Source organism: Burkholderia torrens (assembly GCF_984668525.1).
Genome location: NZ_OZ480211.1, coordinates 1,444,507 through 1,460,039 on the forward strand (window position 1 = coordinate 1,444,507; position 15,533 = coordinate 1,460,039).

Here is a 15,533-nt window from a genome sequence, read left to right on the forward strand (position 1 = left end):
GGACGCGTGGTTGTAGATCGTGTGCTCGCCATCGGGCCAGACTGCGGCTCAGCGCGCGGTCGACCCCGGCAGGCTGCCGTCGAAGGCATCCTGCAGCAGCGCGCGCAGGCCGTCCCGTTCGATCGGGCGCGGGTTCCAGTACGGATTGGCCGCCGCGATATCGGCTGCGCGATCGAGATCGGCCTCCTGCATGCCGATCGCCTTCAACGAGACCGGTGCGCCGTTGTCGAGTGCCAGCGCGTAGACGCCGCGTGCGGCGTCGTTCGTCCCGAGCGCGCGGGCGATCCGCTGCATCGCGTCCGGCGCATGCGCCGCGTTGTACGCGAGCGCATGCGGCAGCACGACCGTGTGGGTCGGCGCGTGCGGCAGATTGAAGCTGCCGCCGAGCGTGTGACAGAGCTTGTGATGCAGCGCCATGCCGACGTTGCCGAGCACCATCCCGCACAGCCACGCGCCGTAGAGTGCGTCGCCGCGCGCGTCGAGATCGGCCGCGTTGCGGCGTACGCCGGGCAGGCCGCGCGCCAGCGCGCGAATGCCTTCTTCGGCGACGAGGCTCATGACCGGATTCGTATTGTTTGCGTACAGGCCTTCCGCCGCGTGCGCGATCGCATTGAGGCCGCTCGTCACCGACAGCTCGACCGGCAGCGTCACGGTGAGTTCGGGATCGTAGATCACCGTTTTCGGCAACACGCGCGCATCGGTGCCCGTGCGCTTGAGACCGCCTTCGGTCAGGCCGTAGATCGGCGTCATTTCGCTGCCGGCATACGTCGTCGGTATCGCGAGGATCGGCAGGCTGCTTTCGAGCGCGATCGCCTTGCCGAGGCCGATCGTCGAACCGCCGCCGATCGCGATCGCGCAATCGGCGTTGGATGACCGCGCAAACGCCTGCGCATCGCGGGCGATTTCGATCGGCACGTGCATCGTCGCGCGATCGTACAGCCCGGCGGCACGTGCGCCGAGCCGGTCGACGATGCGTTGCGCGAGGTCGCGCTGCCCAGGTGTGCAGAGCACGATCGCGCGCTGTGCGCCGAGTTCCAGTACTTCGCGTTCGAGATGTTGCAGGCTGCCAGCGCCGAAGACGACGCGTGCCGGACGCGCCTGATGGATGAAGTTCATGTTGTGGTTACTCCGCACCGACCTCGAGGTGCATCATGCCGGGAATCCGGCCGCGCAGGCTTTCAAAGGCCGTCTTGACGCTGGCGCGTGCTGCCGCGCGCTCGTGGTCGGTTGCGCCGGCAACGTTCCACATCACGACGTGCCGGATCATGCGGCACGCTCCGCGCGATTCAGCACGAAGTCGTAGTCGAGCGTGTAGAACGGCGTGTCCATCCGCGATCCGTCGGGCGCGAGGCCCGGCGCATGCCGCACCCAGTCGGCGACGAGCGTCGAGCGCACGCCGAATACCGCGTCGGAGTCGAGATAGCGATCGCCGTCGCGGAACACGTGCGTGATCAGCGTTTCGTAGCCGCGCGCTTCGATCATGAAGTGCAGGTGCGCGGGGCGCCACGGGTGGCGGCCGAGCGCATCGAGCATCGCGCCGACGGGGCCGTCGTGCGGAATCGGATACGGCTCGGCGAGGATCGAGCGGAACGCGTAACGACCGTCGGCGCCGCTGCGCAGCCGCCCGCGCGCGCGATGCGTGACGGACCCGTCGTCGTCCGGCTGCTGCACGTCGTAATGGCCGTCCTCGTCGGCTTGCCAGACTTCCAGCGACGCGTTCGCGACGGCCATACCGTCGATGCCGCGCACCTGGCCGGACACGAAGCAGGGCTCGCCGCATGCGCCGTTCGCGATGTCGTCGAACATCGCGAACTCGCGACTGCCGTCGACGTAGAACGGGCCGAACACGGTCGCCTGGGTGCAGCCGGCCGGTTTCGCATGGTTCTGCGCGGTGACGAGCGTCGATAGCCCGAGCACGTCGGACAGCAGGATGAACTCCTGGCGCTTGTCGTCGGTGATATGGCCGACCGCCGTCAGGAAGCCGATCGCGGCTTGCCATTCGGCCTCGGTGAGCTTCGTCTCGCGGGCGAACGAATGCAGGTGCTGGACGAGGCTCGTCATCACCGTGCGCAGCCGCTCGTCGCGACAGCCGGAGAGCGACGCGATCACGGCCTGCGTGATGGTGTCTTCGTTGAGATTGCGCATAGGGGGTGTCTCCTGATGTCGTTCGATAGCGCGTTGACGTAACCTTAATTCCTCCCGGAAACGTAAAAAAGAGGGTTTGGAGGAGTTTTGTTCTCCGCCAGGTGGAAGAATCGAACGCATGGACAAGTGGACGCAGATCGAATTTTTCGTGCAGGTGGCTGAACTGGGCAGCCTGTCGAAGGCCGCCGAACGGCTCGGCATGTCGAGCGCGGCGGCGAGCCGCTGCCTGAATGCGCTGGAAGAGCGGCTGGGCGCGCGGCTCGTCGAGCGCACCACGCGCCGCCTGTGGCTCACCGATGCGGGGCACGAGTACCACCGGCGTTGCGTCGTGATCCTGACGGAGCTGTCGGAGGCCGATGCGGCCGTCAACGAGGCGAGCGTCAACCCGGCCGGCACGCTGCGCGTGACTGCGTCGGTGTCGTTCGCGTCGATCTATATCGCACCCGCGCTGCCGGAGTTTCACCGGCGCTACCCGAACCTGAACGTGCAGATCATCGCGGCGAACCGCTACCCGGATTTCATCGAGGCCGGCATCGACGTGGCGATCCGCACGCGCGAGCACGAGGCCGATTCGGGCATCACCGTGCGCAAGCTCGCCGAGACGCGGCGCGTGCTGGCCGCGTCGCCCGGATATCTGGCGAAGCACGGCACGCCGGCGACGCCCGACGCACTGCGCGACCACCGGCTGCTGGTCTACAACCTCGCGAACGATCCGTACGTGCTGCATTTCCGTCACGGCGCGAAGACGCAGTCGGTCACGATCAAGAGCGTGCTCGATGCGAACGAAGGGCAGGTGATCCGCGCGGCCGCGCTCGCCGGGCTCGGCATCCTGATCCAGCCGCTCTACATCATCCATGACGACATCGTCGCGGGGAAGCTGATGCCGGTGCTCACCGACTGGCAACTGCCGGCGCTCACCGTCAACATCGCGTACCAGAGCCGTCGTCACCAGCCGGCGAAGATCCGCGTCTTCACCGAGTTCCTGATCGAGCGATTCGAACGCCTCGGGTTCGCGCGCAAATGGAAGGAAGTCGGCCGCTGATCGCAGGCCGGCGACAAGCTGTGGGTGCAGTTCAGTTTCCCGCCGTAGCCGCTTGGTACGGCGGCGGAAAGCTGACAAATTCCTGACGAATCAAGTTGATATAATGTATCATCCGAGGTTTTCGTCGCCGGCGCGCGGCGACGGCACCCAACCAAGATCGATACGACGTGAAGAAATCCGGAAACCATCCGGCGCGCGGGGAGCGGCACCATGCCGCGCCGCGCCGCAACTCGGGCGCCTGGCGCGCACGCGCGGCGCGCAGCTGCACGGCGCTGCTCGGCTGCGCGATGGCCACGTCGGGCGCGCTGGCCGCCGAAGCCGCGGCACCCGTGACGGACGACCGGCACGCGCTGCCGGCCATCAAGGTCACAGCGTCATCCGCGCCGGCGGATCCGCTGACGCAGCCGCTCGAAACGGGCTCGCGGCTCGGGCTGGCCAGCCTCGATACACCCGCGAGCGTGGAAACCGTCACGGCCGCCACGATCGAGGCCCGAGGCGATCGCACGGTGCTCGACGCGGTGACGCGCACGGCCGGCTTTTCGAGTGCGATGGCGCCGGGCAATGGTGGCACCGCATTGAGCGTGCGCGGTTTCAGCGGACAGGAATCGGTGGCGACGCTGCTCGACGGCGTGCGGCTGATGCCGGCGGCCGGCACGATCACGTTTCCGTTCGATACGTGGTCGGTCGAGCGTATCGAGGTGCTGCGCGGCCCCGCGTCGGTGCTGTACGGCGAAGGCGCGATCGGCGGCGTCGTGAACGTGGTGCCGAAGCGGCCGCAGCGCACGCGCGAGACGACGCTGCAGGCAGGCGTTGGCCCCGACGGTGCGAAGCGCTTTGCGTTCGATACGACGGGCGCACTCGGCCCGCGGGCGTCATACCGTTTCTACGCAAGCGATGCGCGCGCGAACGGCCTCGCCGAACGGGCCGATACGCACACGACGGCCATCGGCGGCGCGTTGAAATTCGACGTGAGCCCGCAGCTCACGCTGACGCTCGACTACGACTACGGCCGCCAGATGCCGGCCACGTACTACGGTGTGCCGGCACCGAACGGCGTGCTCGATCCGTCGCTGCGCAAGCTCAACTACAACGTCGGCGACGCGACGATGGCGTACTACGACCAGTGGACGCGCCTGTCGGCGAGCTATCGGCCCGCGGCCGGCGTGACGATCGACAACCAGCTCTACTACCTGACGTCGAACCGCCACTGGCGCAATGCGGAATCGTACGCGCTCGATCGCGCGACGGGCCTGGTCACGCGCAGCGACTATCTCGACATCGGCCACCACCAGCGGCAGATCGGCGACCGGCTGAGCGCGCGCTTCGACGGCACGCTGTTCGGTCGTGCGAACCGCTTCGTCGTCGGCACGGAGTTCAGCCAGATCACGTTCAGCGGCATCAACAACTCGCCATACGGCGGCGAATCGACGGTGCCCGCGCACGGCTTCGATCCCGGTACATTCACGAGCCCCGACCCGACGGTGCCGCAGTTCAGCACGCGCGCAAGGCAGGCCGCGGTGTTCGCGGAGAACCGGCTCGAAGTGCTGGCGCGGCTCGCGTGGGTGAGCGGCCTGCGCTACGACCACATCGCATTCAGCCGCGAGCAGGCGGCGACCGGCGCGGGCTTCGACAAGCGCTTCGCGAACGTCGGCTGGCGCACCGGTTTCGTGTTCGAAGTCGCACCGACCCTCAGCGCGTACGCGCAGTACACGACGGGCGCGGAGGGTGTCGGCTCGCTCGTGACGCTGTCCGCGTCGCAGGCGAACTACCGGCTCGCGACCGGCGAACAATGGGAGGCCGGACTCAAGCAGACGCTGCTCGACGGCCGCGCGTACTGGACGTTCGCCGTGTACGACATCACGAAGCGCAACCTGCTCAGCGCCGATCCGTTCAATCCGGCGCTGCGTCGGCAGGTCGGCCGGCAATCGTCGCGCGGCGTCGAGCTGACGGGCGGTGCGCGGCTGCCGTACGGCTGGACGATCGATGCGAACGTCGCGCTGCTGCGCGCTCGCTACGACGAATTCAACCAGGCTGCCGGCGGTGCGACGGTATCGCAGGCCGGCAACGTGCCGTCCAACGTGCCGCAGCAGACCGCGAACCTGTGGCTCGGCTGGGCGTTCGCCGAGCGCTGGCAGGCGAATGCGGGCGTGCGCTACGTCGGCGCGACCTACGGCGACGATGCGAACCGCCTGCAGGTACCGTCCTACACGGTGTTCGATGCGTCGCTGCGCTGGCAGCCGACGTCGCGCACCGAGCTCGCGCTGTATCTGCGCAATCTCGCGAACCGCACGTACGCGGTGACGACGTCGAACGGCGGCGAGCAATGGCTGCTCGGCCCGTCGCGCTCGGCGGAGCTCGTCGCGACGATGCGCTTCTAGTGCGGCGCGACGTGCATCCCGTCACCCACATGCTCGACATCGAACGCGTGAGCTGGTCTCCCGGCGGCGCGATCGACGTGCTCGATTCGGTGACGCTGACGGTTGCCGAAGGCGAGTTCGTCGGGCTGGTCGGCCCGAACGGCAGCGGCAAGACGAGCCTGCTGCGCTGCATATTCCGCTACGCGCGGCCCGACGCGGGCAGTGTTGCGCTCGATGCGCAGGACGTATGGCGCATGCGGCCGCGCGCGGTCGCGCAGCGCATCGCGGTGCTGCAGCAGGAGACGCCGGACGATTTCGGGCTGACGGTCGACGAGCTGGTCGGCATGGGCCGCACGCCGCACAAGCGGCCGTTCGATGCGGAGTCGGCCGACGATCGCCGGATCGTCGACGCCGCGCTGCACGACGTCGGCCTCGTCGAGCGCCGCGCGCAACGCTTCGCGTCGCTGTCGGGCGGCGAGAAGCAGCGTGCGCTGCTGGCCCGCGCGCTTGCTCAGCAGCCCGAACTGCTGCTGCTCGACGAACCGACCAACCATCTCGACCTGCGTCACCAGCTCGAACTGCTTGCACGCGTGCGCCGCCTCCGCATCGCGACGCTCGCGACGATTCACGACCTCAATCTCGCGGCCGCATACTGCGATCGGCTCCACGTGCTCGCGCACGGCCGGGTCGTCGCGTCAGGCGCGCCCGGCGACGTGCTGACCGAAGCGCTGCTGCGCGACGTGTTCGGCGTTGCCGTGCTCGTCGACCGGCATCCCGTCTCGGGCCGGCCGCGCATCACGCCGCTCCATCCGGAATGATCGCCATGCCGTTTCCAGTGTCCTTTGTCGCACGCCGGCTGCTTGCCGCCGCCGTGCTCGGCTGCGCCGCCGCTCACGCCGGCGCCTATCCCGTCACCGTGCGCAGTTGCGACCGCGACGTGACGTTCGAGCGCGCGCCGACGCGCGCGGTCAGCAACGACGTCAACCTGACCGAGATGATGCTCGTGCTCGGCCTGAAGGACCGGCTCGTCGGCTATACGGGCATCGGCGGCTGGAAGACGGGCACCGCGCGCGTACGCGACGCATTGCGCGGGGTCCCCGAACTGGCGAGCCAGTATCCGTCGCTCGAGGTGCTGGCCGCCGCGCGCGCCGACTTCTATCTCGCGGGCTGGAACTACGGCATGCATGTCGGCGGCCCCGTGACGCCCGCGACGCTCGCGCCGTTCGGCATTCGTACCTATGAGCTGACCGAATCGTGCTCGCACGTGATGAAGCAGTCGGCCGCGTCGTTCGACGACGTGTTCCGCGACCTGAACAATCTCGGCCGGATCTTCGGCATCGATGCGCGCGCCGCGCAGGTCGTCGCCGCGATGCGTGCGCGGCTCGCGGCGGTGTCGCGCGCGATCGGGCAGCCGGCGCCGCTGCGGGTGTTCGTCTACGACAGCGGCACCGACAAGCCGATGACCGCGGGCGGCCTTGCGATGCCGACCGCGTTGCTGGCGGCGGCCGGCGCGCGCAACGTGATGGACGACCTGCCGCGCAGCTGGACGCAGGTGAGCTGGGAGAGCGTGGTCGCGCGCGATCCGCAGGCGATCGTGATCGTCGACTATTCGGCGGTGACGGCCGCGCAGAAGCAGCAGTTCCTGCTGAGCCAGCCGGCGCTCGCGCGCATGGCCGCGATCCGCGACCGGCGCTTCGTCGTGATTCCGTACGATGCGGCGACGCCGGGGCCCGAGAACGTCGCGGCCGTCGAGACGCTCGCGCGTGCGCTGCATCCGGCCGCGTTCACCGGGCCGGCGCGATGAGCGTGCGCGGACGGGCGTCGCGACCCGGCATGCGCGTCGTGCTGCCGGCGCTGGCAGTGCTGCTGATCGTGTCGATCGTCGTATCGGCCGCGTTCGGTCCGGCGCCGATCGCGATGCCGGCCGCGGTGCGGATCGTCGCCGCGCACATCGCGTCGGCGTTCGGCGGGGCCGGCGCGTTCGCGGCGGGCGCGGGCGACGACAGCATCGTGTGGCTGATCCGGATGCCGCGCGCGCTGCTGGCCGCGATCGTCGGCGCGACGCTGGCGGCGGTCGGCGTCGCGTTGCAGGCGGCCACTGCGAATCGCCTGGCCGATCCGCACCTGCTCGGCGTGAGCGCGGGCGCGATGCTCGGCGCCGTCGCGGTCACGGTGATGGTCGGCGCGGCGTTCGGCCCGTTCACGCTGTCGGCCGCCGCGTTCGCGGGTGCGCTCGCGGCAACCGCGTGCGTCGTCGCGCTCGCTCACCGCGGCGGCCGGCTCGAATCGGACCGGCTGCTGCTCGCGGGCGTGTCGGTGTCGTTCATGATGGCCGCGTTCGGCAACCTGCTGCTGTATCTCGGCGACCAGCGTGCCGCGTCATCGGTGCTGTTCTGGATGCTCGGCGGCGTCGGGCTCGCACGCTGGGACTTGCTGCCGGTGCCGGCCGTGTGTGCGGTGCTCGCCGGCGGCGCACTGTACGCGCGACGGCGCGAACTGAATGCGCTGATGTCGGGCGATGTCGCCGCGGCGTCGCTCGGCGTGCCGAGCGCGCGGATGCGGCGCGAGGTGTTCGTCGTCGCATCGTTCGCGACGGGCGCGATGGTCGCGGTGAGCGGTGCGATCGGCTTCGTCGGGCTCGTGACGCCGCATCTGTGCCGGCGCGTCGTCGGCGCCGAGCATGGCCGGCTGCTGCCGGTTGCCGCGCTGACGGGCGCGATCCTGCTCGTATGGGCCGATGTCGCGGCCCGCACGCTCGCGGCGCCGGAGGATTTGCCGATCGGCATCGTCACCGCGCTGTTCGGCAGCCTGTTCTTCGTCGCGCTGCTGCGCCGCCGCTGAGCGGTGCATTCCCGTCACGTCCGGTCAGGCGGGGACGGGGAGGCTGCCTGCCGCGCCTGTCATCGCAACGGCGTGGCCGCGCGCTTGCCTTCGGCGGGCGTGGTGGCACGTGAGTCGGTGCCCGTGACGTCGAAGAGACTGTCCGGCAGTGTCAGCGCGGGCAGCGTGATGACGAAGCGTGCGCCGCCGAGCGGCGAATCCTCGAGCCGCACGTCGCCGCCGTGCACCTGCGCGACGCGCCGCACGATCGCGAGCCCGAGCCCGAAGCCGCCGGTCTGCCGGTCGCGGCTGGAGTCGAGCCGCTGGAACGGTTCGAACACGCGCGCGCGTTCGGCGGCCGGAATGCCGGGGCCGTCGTCGTCGACGCTGAGCACGAGCGCGCCGGTCGCGTCGCTGGCGGCGGCCAGCAGGACCTTGTGCGACGCATAGCGTGCGCCGTTGCGGATCAGGTTCAGCAGCGCGCGGGCGACGAGCTTCGGATCGCACACGTGGGTCGCGGGCGCACCGAGCGCCGACACGTCGAGTGTGATCCCGCGATCGGCGACATCGTTCGCGACGTTGCCGGCGACGCTGTCGATCAGCGCATCGACGACGATTTCCATCGGCGCGAGTTCGCTCGCACCTTGTTCGAGCCGGCCGATCGTCAGCAGCTCGGTGACGAGTTCGTCGAGTTCGCGCACGTCGCGCCGCAGCGCGTCGCGGCGTTCGCGCATCCGTCCCGTTTCGTCGGGCTCGGCGAGCAGCGCGAGCCCGAACTCGAGCCGGGCGAGCGGCGTCTTCAGTTCATGCGAGATGCCGTGCATCATTTCGCGCTGCTGCTTGATCGACGCCTCGATGCGCTCCGCCATGTCGTTGAACTGCTTCGACAGCTCGTAGATGTTCGACTTGCCCGACAGCTTCATGCGCGTCGACAGCGTGCCGGCGCCGAATGCGCGCGCGGCATCCTGCAGCCTGCGAATGTCGCGCCAGTGATAGTGAATCCACAGCGCTACCGCAAACAGCGCCGCGAGCGCGAGCAACAGGTACGCATAGATCCGGATGTCGAGGTCCGGCGGCTCGATCGGGCGCGCATGCAGCACGGAGCCGTCCGCGAGCGGCATGTAGTAATCCTTGCCGTTGTAGCTGATCGCGATCCTGCCGGCATCGAGATCGCGCAGCGGCGCGCCGCTGAGTTGTGCGCGCGCGTCGGCCATCGACATGAAGCCGAATCCTTCGTTGCCGTGCAGTGCGAGTTCGCGCAGCGCGAGCTCGCGCTGCGCGCCCGGATGGCGCTCGAGGTAGTCGTTCAGCACGAACGAATAGGTCGTCAGCGAGTCGCGCTGCGCCTGCGCGACGCGTTCATAGAAGATCCGGTCGAACGCCAGCTGGATGAACATGATCGACGCGGCGACGCATACGATCACGATGAGGTACAGCCTGAGCAACGGGCGCAGCATTTATTCGTCCCACGCGGAAGGGCTGAACAGATAGCCGCGACCCCAGATCGTCTTGATCTTGTGCGGCTCCGATGATGCATCCTCGAACCGGCGGCGCAGCTTCGAGATGCCCGAGTCGACCGAGCGGTCGAGTCCGTCGAATTCGATCCCGCGCAACTGCTTCAGGATGTCGTCGCGGCTCAGCACGGTGCCGGCCGCGCGCGCGAGGATCAGCAGCAGGTTGAATTCGGCCGTCTTCAGGTCGACCGGCTCGCCGCGCCACGTGACGGTGCGGTTCGGCGGCGAGATCGTCAGTTCGCCGAACACGAGTGCCTCCGGCGCGGCGACGGGCGCTTCGGCGGCAGCCGGCTGCGCGCGGCGCAACAGCGCACGGGCGCGCGCGACGAGCACGCGCGGCTCGATCGGCTTCGTCACGTAGTCGTCGGCGCCGGTCTCGAGGCCGGCAACCTGGTCGTAGACATCCGCGCGCGCGGTCAGGATCAGCACGGGGACGTTGGTGAACGCGCGGATGCGCCGGCAGACTTCCATCCCGTCGAGGTTCGGCAGCATCAGGTCGAGGATCACGAGGGCCGGCTGGTGCTCGCGCACGGCCGCGACGGCGAGGTCGCCGCGCCGCACGACCGTCACCGCGAATTCGTAGCCGTCGAGATATTCGCGGACGAGCTGCGCGAGACGGTCGTCGTCCTCGATCAGCAGCACACGGTATTTGAGCGGGTTTTCGTTCATGGTCTCCTCTGGATGCACGCGCCATCTCGCACCTGGCAGGCTGATGGGGCGGCGCGGCACGCGAATTCTATCCGGCGTACCGAAGGGCTGGGGAGCAGGACGACAATCTCGAACAATCAAACACAATTGAGCACAGATTCTCCGCAGATTCAGGACAGTCTCGGCGCAAGGCGGCACCTAGACTGCTGGCTCCGTCACTCTTATCTCAATATTGTGCGCCCATTACTCCGCCGCTCTCGCTATTGCATGCCGCTCGCCGGCCTGACCCTTGCCGCCGCCGCCCACGCGGAAAACCAGTATTCGTTGTCGTTCGGCGGTGGAGTCGCACCGCGCTACCAGGGCAGCAAACAGTATCGCGGCGTCGTTGCGCCGTCGTTCTCCGCGACGTTCGGCAACGGCTTCTTCGTCGACAGCACGCAGGGCGCCGGCTACCGGCTGGACCTGCCGCATGGCGTGTTCGTGTCGGCGGCCGTGAACTACGACGCTGGCCGCGCGGACGAGAACCGCTTCGACCTGCCGGGCTCCGACTACCTGAAGGGCATGGGCCGGATTCCGGGCTCGGTGCTCGTCGGCGTGCGCGCGGGCGTGACGCTTTTCAATGCGGCGGAACTGAGCGTCACGATCGATACGCCGGTGACGCACACGTCGCGCGGCGTGTCGGGGCACATGGATCTCGCGGTGCCGGTGTTCAAGACGTCGCAGCACGAGATCATCGTGACGGGCACCGTGCACGCGGGATCGGGGCGCTATACGCAGACGTTCTACGGCGTGACCGACGCGCAGTCGATGACGAGCCGGTTCCGGCCGTATTCGGTGAGCGGCGGGATCGACAGCGCGTCGATGGCGGTCGCATGGAACTGGACGCTGTCGCAGCACTGGTCGGTACTTGCGACGGGCGGCGTGACGCGGCTGCTCGGCCGCTCCGGCGACAGCCCGATCGTCCAGTCGCGCAGCAACTATTACGGGATTGCGGGCGTGACGTACAAGTTCTGAGCGGGGTGCCGCGACATGCGCGACCGGGCGCGCATCCTTGATGCACAAGCCGGCACGCCTGTCAGCGTGCGGTAACATGCTGGCGGGTTCGGCGTCATGCCGGGCCTGCGACTCAGAGGCACCGAGGCGGCTCGGCCGGGTCGCGAAAGGCCGCCAATCGCTGGCTGGCTCCATCAGGAAACGGCCGGCCGCGTGCGGTACCGATCACGCATGCGATGCCCGGTCGTGCATGAATGCCGCACATGGACCGCCGGGCCGCGACACGGAGAAAACGATGAAGAACACGATCGCGATGCTCGTTGCACTCGTTGCTGGTGCAACTTTGTCAGGATGTGCCGACATGAACACGAAGCACCCCAACGCCACCGCCGGCGGCGCGGCTCCGATCCCCGCGCAGGTGTGCAAGGCCGACGCCACACCGGACGACGCGCTGATCGGCAAGACCGAGGCCGATGCGGCCGCGCTGCTCGACGGTTGCCTGTGGCGCGTGCTCGAGCGCGACGGCAAGTCGTTGCCGGGCACGATGGATTATCGGCAGGAGCGCCGCGACCTCGGTATTCGCGACGGGAAAGTGATCTGGGTGCGGCGCGGGTGACGGTCGGCGCCGCGTTATCTGCGCGTGTACTTCAGGAAGAACGGCACGGCCGAACTGCAATGGGTGGGCGACATGAACGCGCCCGAACTGCGGCCGACCGCGGACCAGTGAGCGCCGCGCCGCGCGTGCGATCGGACGCGCGTTACTTCGAGATGTACCACAGCGCGTCCGCGCTGGCGCGCGACGGCTGAGCGGCCGCAGCCGGTGCTTGAGCCGGCGCGGGCGGCGGCGTGTTCGACGTGATGGCTGTCGGCAGTGTGGCGGGAACGTTCGCGGTCGAAGGCGAGGCCGCCGCCGTTCCCGACGTCGACGGCGTATTCAGGTACCACAGCGCATCGGCCGACGCCGTGCGTTTCGCTGCCGTATCAGGTGCCGTGTTCTTCGCCGCATTCGCGGCCGTACTGGCCGACTTCTTCGATGCCGAGGTCGATGCCGTACCTGTCGTGCCGCCCTGCGCGGTCATGCCCGCGGCCGCCGCACCCCGCTGCGCACGCGCCTCGAACGGCCCGAGCTGAAAGATCAACGTTTGCGCGGGACGCGTCAGGACGGCATACGGAAACTGCAGCTCCCACGACATCAGCACGCGCCCGCTCGACGTCTCGGTGAAGATCGCCGGCACGTGCTTCATGTCGCTGAACTGCACGTAGACTCGCGCGCCGTCGTCGAATACCTGGGTCGGCTTCGCCTGGTCCGCACCCGTGACCGTCCAGCCGAAGTTGTACGAGCCGGCCGGGCCGGCGGGGCCGCCCTGCGGCGGAGGCGGCGGAGCCGACGATATCGTGCGCGGACGCGTGACCGGCGGCGCGGACACGCTCAGGCTCGCGAACGGGTTGTACGCCTCGGCCTGTTGCGGCGGCGTAAAAGAGGGGGGCAGGATAGGCATGGGAGTATCGGGCGAATCCGGCATGGTCCGGATTGCATCATAGACCTTGCGCGCATACGCGAGGCGCTTGTCTGGCGAGGCGGAGTTATATGCGCCGATCGCGTTCCAGTTCGGGCCGAGCTGGCGGATGTTCTGCGACAGGATCCACGCACCGACATACGCGTTCGTGCACGCATCGAACAGGCTTTCCCGCGTGATGCCCTCGCGCGCGAGCGTCGGCAGCCACGTGCTGTTGATCTGCATGAGCCCGATGTCGACCGTGCCGTTCGTATTCGTGTTGACGGCGCGCGGATTCATCCCCGATTCGACCTGCGCGATGCCGCGCATCAGGCTGACGCTCACGTGCTGGAACGCGGCCGCGTCGTCGAGGCAATCGGCCCGCGCGACGCCGTGCAGCGCGCACGACATCGCGATCGTCGAGGCGATTTTCAGCGTTTCGCGGCTGATCGAACGGGTGGTATGACGCGGCATGGCAGGTTGGGGCGGAATCCGGCCGCCCGGTGCAAGGAAATTACGCAGACGCGAAGTGTGCCATAGCGGGGAGGCAAATGGCTCGCGTCAAACTTTCCTTTGCATTTGTGCACGCGTTCGCCACGCATTTTTATCGCGTCGGATCACGCGGCCTGACGACGCCTGATCGGTAAAAATGGCTGGATTTTCGATGAATATCAGGACGATGACGGTGATCGGAACCTGACGCATTGCGTCAGCCGTGCCGTAAGCACGGGATTGAATGCCGTGAACGGGATTTCACCGGGCAATCCTTGCCCGGCTCGAATAAAAGCGGCAAAGAACGACGGCGGCCGAAGCCGCCGCGTGCGCAATGCGGATGCGACCGGCCTGCGCCGCGCGAAGCCGGCCGTTTTACATCAGAAGCGGTGACGCAGCCCGAGGTTGACCATCGTCTGCGAACTCGTCCCCGCATAACCGTACGAACCGATCGACGCCTGCGCGGCCATCGAGCCGCCCTTGCCGTCGCCGGTCTGGCCGCTCGCATGCTGGTACGCCGCGGTCAGGTAGACGTCGGTGCGCTTCGACAGGTTGTAGTCGGCGCCTGCCGAGACCTGGTGATAGGTGGCCGACGTGTCGCCGCCCGAGCGCGTATAGCTGTAGCCGACACCGACCAGCAGCCCATTCGTCGCCTGGTAGTTCACGAAGCCTTGCCCCGTGTTGTAGTGCTCGTTCGAGCCGAACGCCGAACTCGCGTCGCGGCGGTACTGCGCGTTGCTGTAGCCGAGGCCGAACGTGAACGGGCCGGCGACGTACTGGCCCGCGACGCGCGCGATGCCGATCGAGTGGGCGCTCGCATAGCCATTGTTGATCGGGCCGTCGAACGTGCCGTCCGACGAGCTGGTCCAGCCGGTGCGCAGGCCGTTCGATGCGGGACTGTTGGTCGCATGGAAGTAGCCGCCCGCGACGCTGAACGGCCCGTTGTTGTACGACACGGCGGCCGAGTACGACTGCGCGGCGCCCGTGCTGCCGGCAATGCCGCCGAACGAGTACATCGTCGAGAACTGCAGGCCCGAATAGACGGCCGACGTGTACTTCACCGCGTTGTCGACACGGAAGCTGTTGTCGTAGTTGTCGACGTCGCCCGGCGTCGCGAACACGCTGCCCAGGTAGTTGTCGGCGGTGATGCCCTGCACGAGATCGACGAGCGGATCGTACTGGCGGCCGAACGTGAGCGTGCCGTAGCGCTCGCTCGTCAGGCCGACGAACGCCTGACGGCCGAACATGCGGCCGCCCTGGCCCAGCCGGCCGTTGCTCGGGTCGAAGCCGTCCTCGAGCTGGAACAGCGCCTTCAGCCCGCCGCCGAGATCCTCGGTGCCTTTCACGCCCCAGCGGCTGCCGGCCAGGTTGCCCGCGCTGCTGTTGCCGAGCATCCACGCATTGTCCTTGCCCTGCGCATGGTTCACGTAGGTGATCGACGTGTCGATCACGCCGTACAGCGTGACGCTCGATTGCGCATGTGCGACCGGAATCGCCGCGAATGACGCGATCGAAATCAGCGAGAGGGTCGTGCGTTTCATTTCATCTCCTTGCGCATTGCGCTCGTGTTCGTGATCCGGAATGGCAGGAGACTACAGAGCCGGAATAAAACGGCAAAAATGAAATTCTCTTTTGTGGTCTGACGCAGACAGAGGCGTCCTCCGAAATGAACTATTGAGGGATTTGAATTATTGATGGTCGCGTATCAATGGGTTGTCATTTCGCGATTTGTTCATTGCGTCTTGCATATCCCGTGACAATCGCGCGCAATCGATGGGGGAATGGCGACGGTCCGAATATTGTCATTGATCCATCAAATAATTATTGAATGAATTGAAATTGGCCGCGATGTGACGGGTGTGTTAGGGACGTATCGTCCGCGGCCGGCGCCGGCATCGCGGCGCCACCATCACGCCGCGACCTGATCGCGGCTGCGCGCACCGGCGCGCATCGAAACCGGGGGCGCAGGCTTACTTTTGTATATAATAATCATTCTCATTTACAGAATCGTTGACGCCTGCGCACC

Annotated in this window: 14 protein-coding genes; 7 read left to right on the forward strand and 7 right to left on the reverse strand. The window is 67.8% G+C overall.

What is annotated here, in order from left to right; all coding sequences use genetic code 11:
• Positions 1-48: 48 nt before the first annotated feature.
• From AC5LXX_RS06700 to AC5LXX_RS06710, 3 genes are read right to left on the reverse strand one after another with little or no spacing between them, the layout of a single operon-like run.
• Positions 49-1,116: a maleylacetate reductase gene (locus tag AC5LXX_RS06700; protein ID WP_493410887.1), complete on the reverse strand. Its 1,068-nt coding sequence runs from the start codon at positions 1,114-1,116 to the stop codon at positions 49-51.
• 7 nt (positions 1,117-1,123) lie between these two features.
• Positions 1,124-1,267: a Dabb family protein gene (locus AC5LXX_RS06705; protein ID WP_493410888.1), complete on the reverse strand. Its 144-nt coding sequence runs from the start codon at positions 1,265-1,267 to the stop codon at positions 1,124-1,126.
• The gene (locus AC5LXX_RS06710) at positions 1,264-2,145 is read right to left on the reverse strand and encodes an intradiol ring-cleavage dioxygenase (protein WP_493410889.1); all 882 of its coding nucleotides are present in this window, start codon (positions 2,143-2,145) and stop codon (positions 1,264-1,266) included. The genes AC5LXX_RS06705 and AC5LXX_RS06710 overlap by 4 nt, the downstream gene beginning before the upstream one ends.
• A 118-nt stretch (positions 2,146-2,263) precedes the next feature.
• Between AC5LXX_RS06710 and AC5LXX_RS06715 the strand changes: the two genes are divergently transcribed.
• From AC5LXX_RS06715 to AC5LXX_RS06735, 5 genes are all read left to right on the forward strand, one after another.
• On the forward strand, positions 2,264-3,187 hold the full coding sequence (locus AC5LXX_RS06715; RefSeq protein ID WP_493410890.1) for a LysR family transcriptional regulator: 924 nt from the start codon (positions 2,264-2,266) through the stop codon (positions 3,185-3,187).
• A 287-nt stretch (positions 3,188-3,474) separates the two neighbouring features.
• Entirely contained in the window at positions 3,475-5,565 is a 2,091-nt protein-coding gene (locus tag AC5LXX_RS06720; RefSeq protein ID WP_493411094.1) for a TonB-dependent receptor, read from the forward strand.
• 29 nt (positions 5,566-5,594) lie between these two features.
• A complete protein-coding gene (locus AC5LXX_RS06725) occupies positions 5,595-6,362 on the forward strand; it encodes an ABC transporter ATP-binding protein (protein WP_493411095.1) in 768 nt (255 codons plus the stop codon).
• A complete protein-coding gene (locus tag AC5LXX_RS06730; RefSeq protein WP_493410891.1) occupies positions 6,359-7,348 on the forward strand; it encodes an ABC transporter substrate-binding protein in 990 nt (329 codons plus the stop codon). The genes AC5LXX_RS06725 and AC5LXX_RS06730 overlap by 4 nt, the downstream gene beginning before the upstream one ends.
• Positions 7,345-8,385: a FecCD family ABC transporter permease gene (locus AC5LXX_RS06735; RefSeq protein ID WP_493410892.1), complete on the forward strand. Its 1,041-nt coding sequence runs from the start codon at positions 7,345-7,347 to the stop codon at positions 8,383-8,385. The genes AC5LXX_RS06730 and AC5LXX_RS06735 overlap by 4 nt, the downstream gene beginning before the upstream one ends.
• A gap of 59 nt (positions 8,386-8,444) precedes the next feature.
• Here the strand turns inward: AC5LXX_RS06735 and AC5LXX_RS06740 are convergent, their stop codons facing one another.
• Entirely contained in the window at positions 8,445-9,821 is a 1,377-nt protein-coding gene (locus AC5LXX_RS06740) for an ATP-binding protein (RefSeq protein ID WP_493410893.1), read from the reverse strand.
• On the reverse strand, positions 9,822-10,547 hold the full coding sequence (locus AC5LXX_RS06745; RefSeq protein WP_124453857.1) for a response regulator: 726 nt from the start codon (positions 10,545-10,547) through the stop codon (positions 9,822-9,824).
• Positions 10,548-10,793: 246 nt separating this feature from the next.
• Here AC5LXX_RS06745 and AC5LXX_RS06750 point away from each other — a divergent pair, with 246 nt between their 5' ends.
• Positions 10,794-11,540, forward strand: a complete 747-nt coding sequence (locus AC5LXX_RS06750) for a MipA/OmpV family protein (RefSeq protein ID WP_493410894.1) — start codon at positions 10,794-10,796, stop codon at positions 11,538-11,540.
• A gap of 274 nt (positions 11,541-11,814) precedes the next feature.
• Positions 11,815-12,135, forward strand: coding sequence for a hypothetical protein (locus AC5LXX_RS06755; RefSeq protein WP_493402828.1), 321 nt, complete (start codon positions 11,815-11,817; stop codon positions 12,133-12,135).
• Positions 12,136-12,277: 142 nt separating this feature from the next.
• Here the strand turns inward: AC5LXX_RS06755 and AC5LXX_RS06760 are convergent, their stop codons facing one another.
• Positions 12,278-13,489 carry a transglycosylase SLT domain-containing protein gene (locus tag AC5LXX_RS06760; RefSeq protein WP_493410895.1) on the reverse strand — a complete coding sequence of 404 codons (1,212 nt, stop codon included), beginning with the start codon at positions 13,487-13,489 and terminating at the stop codon, positions 12,278-12,280.
• Positions 13,490-13,887: 398 nt separating this feature from the next.
• Entirely contained in the window at positions 13,888-15,048 is a 1,161-nt protein-coding gene (locus AC5LXX_RS06765) for a porin (RefSeq protein ID WP_493410896.1), read from the reverse strand.
• Positions 15,049-15,533 lie beyond the last annotated feature (485 nt).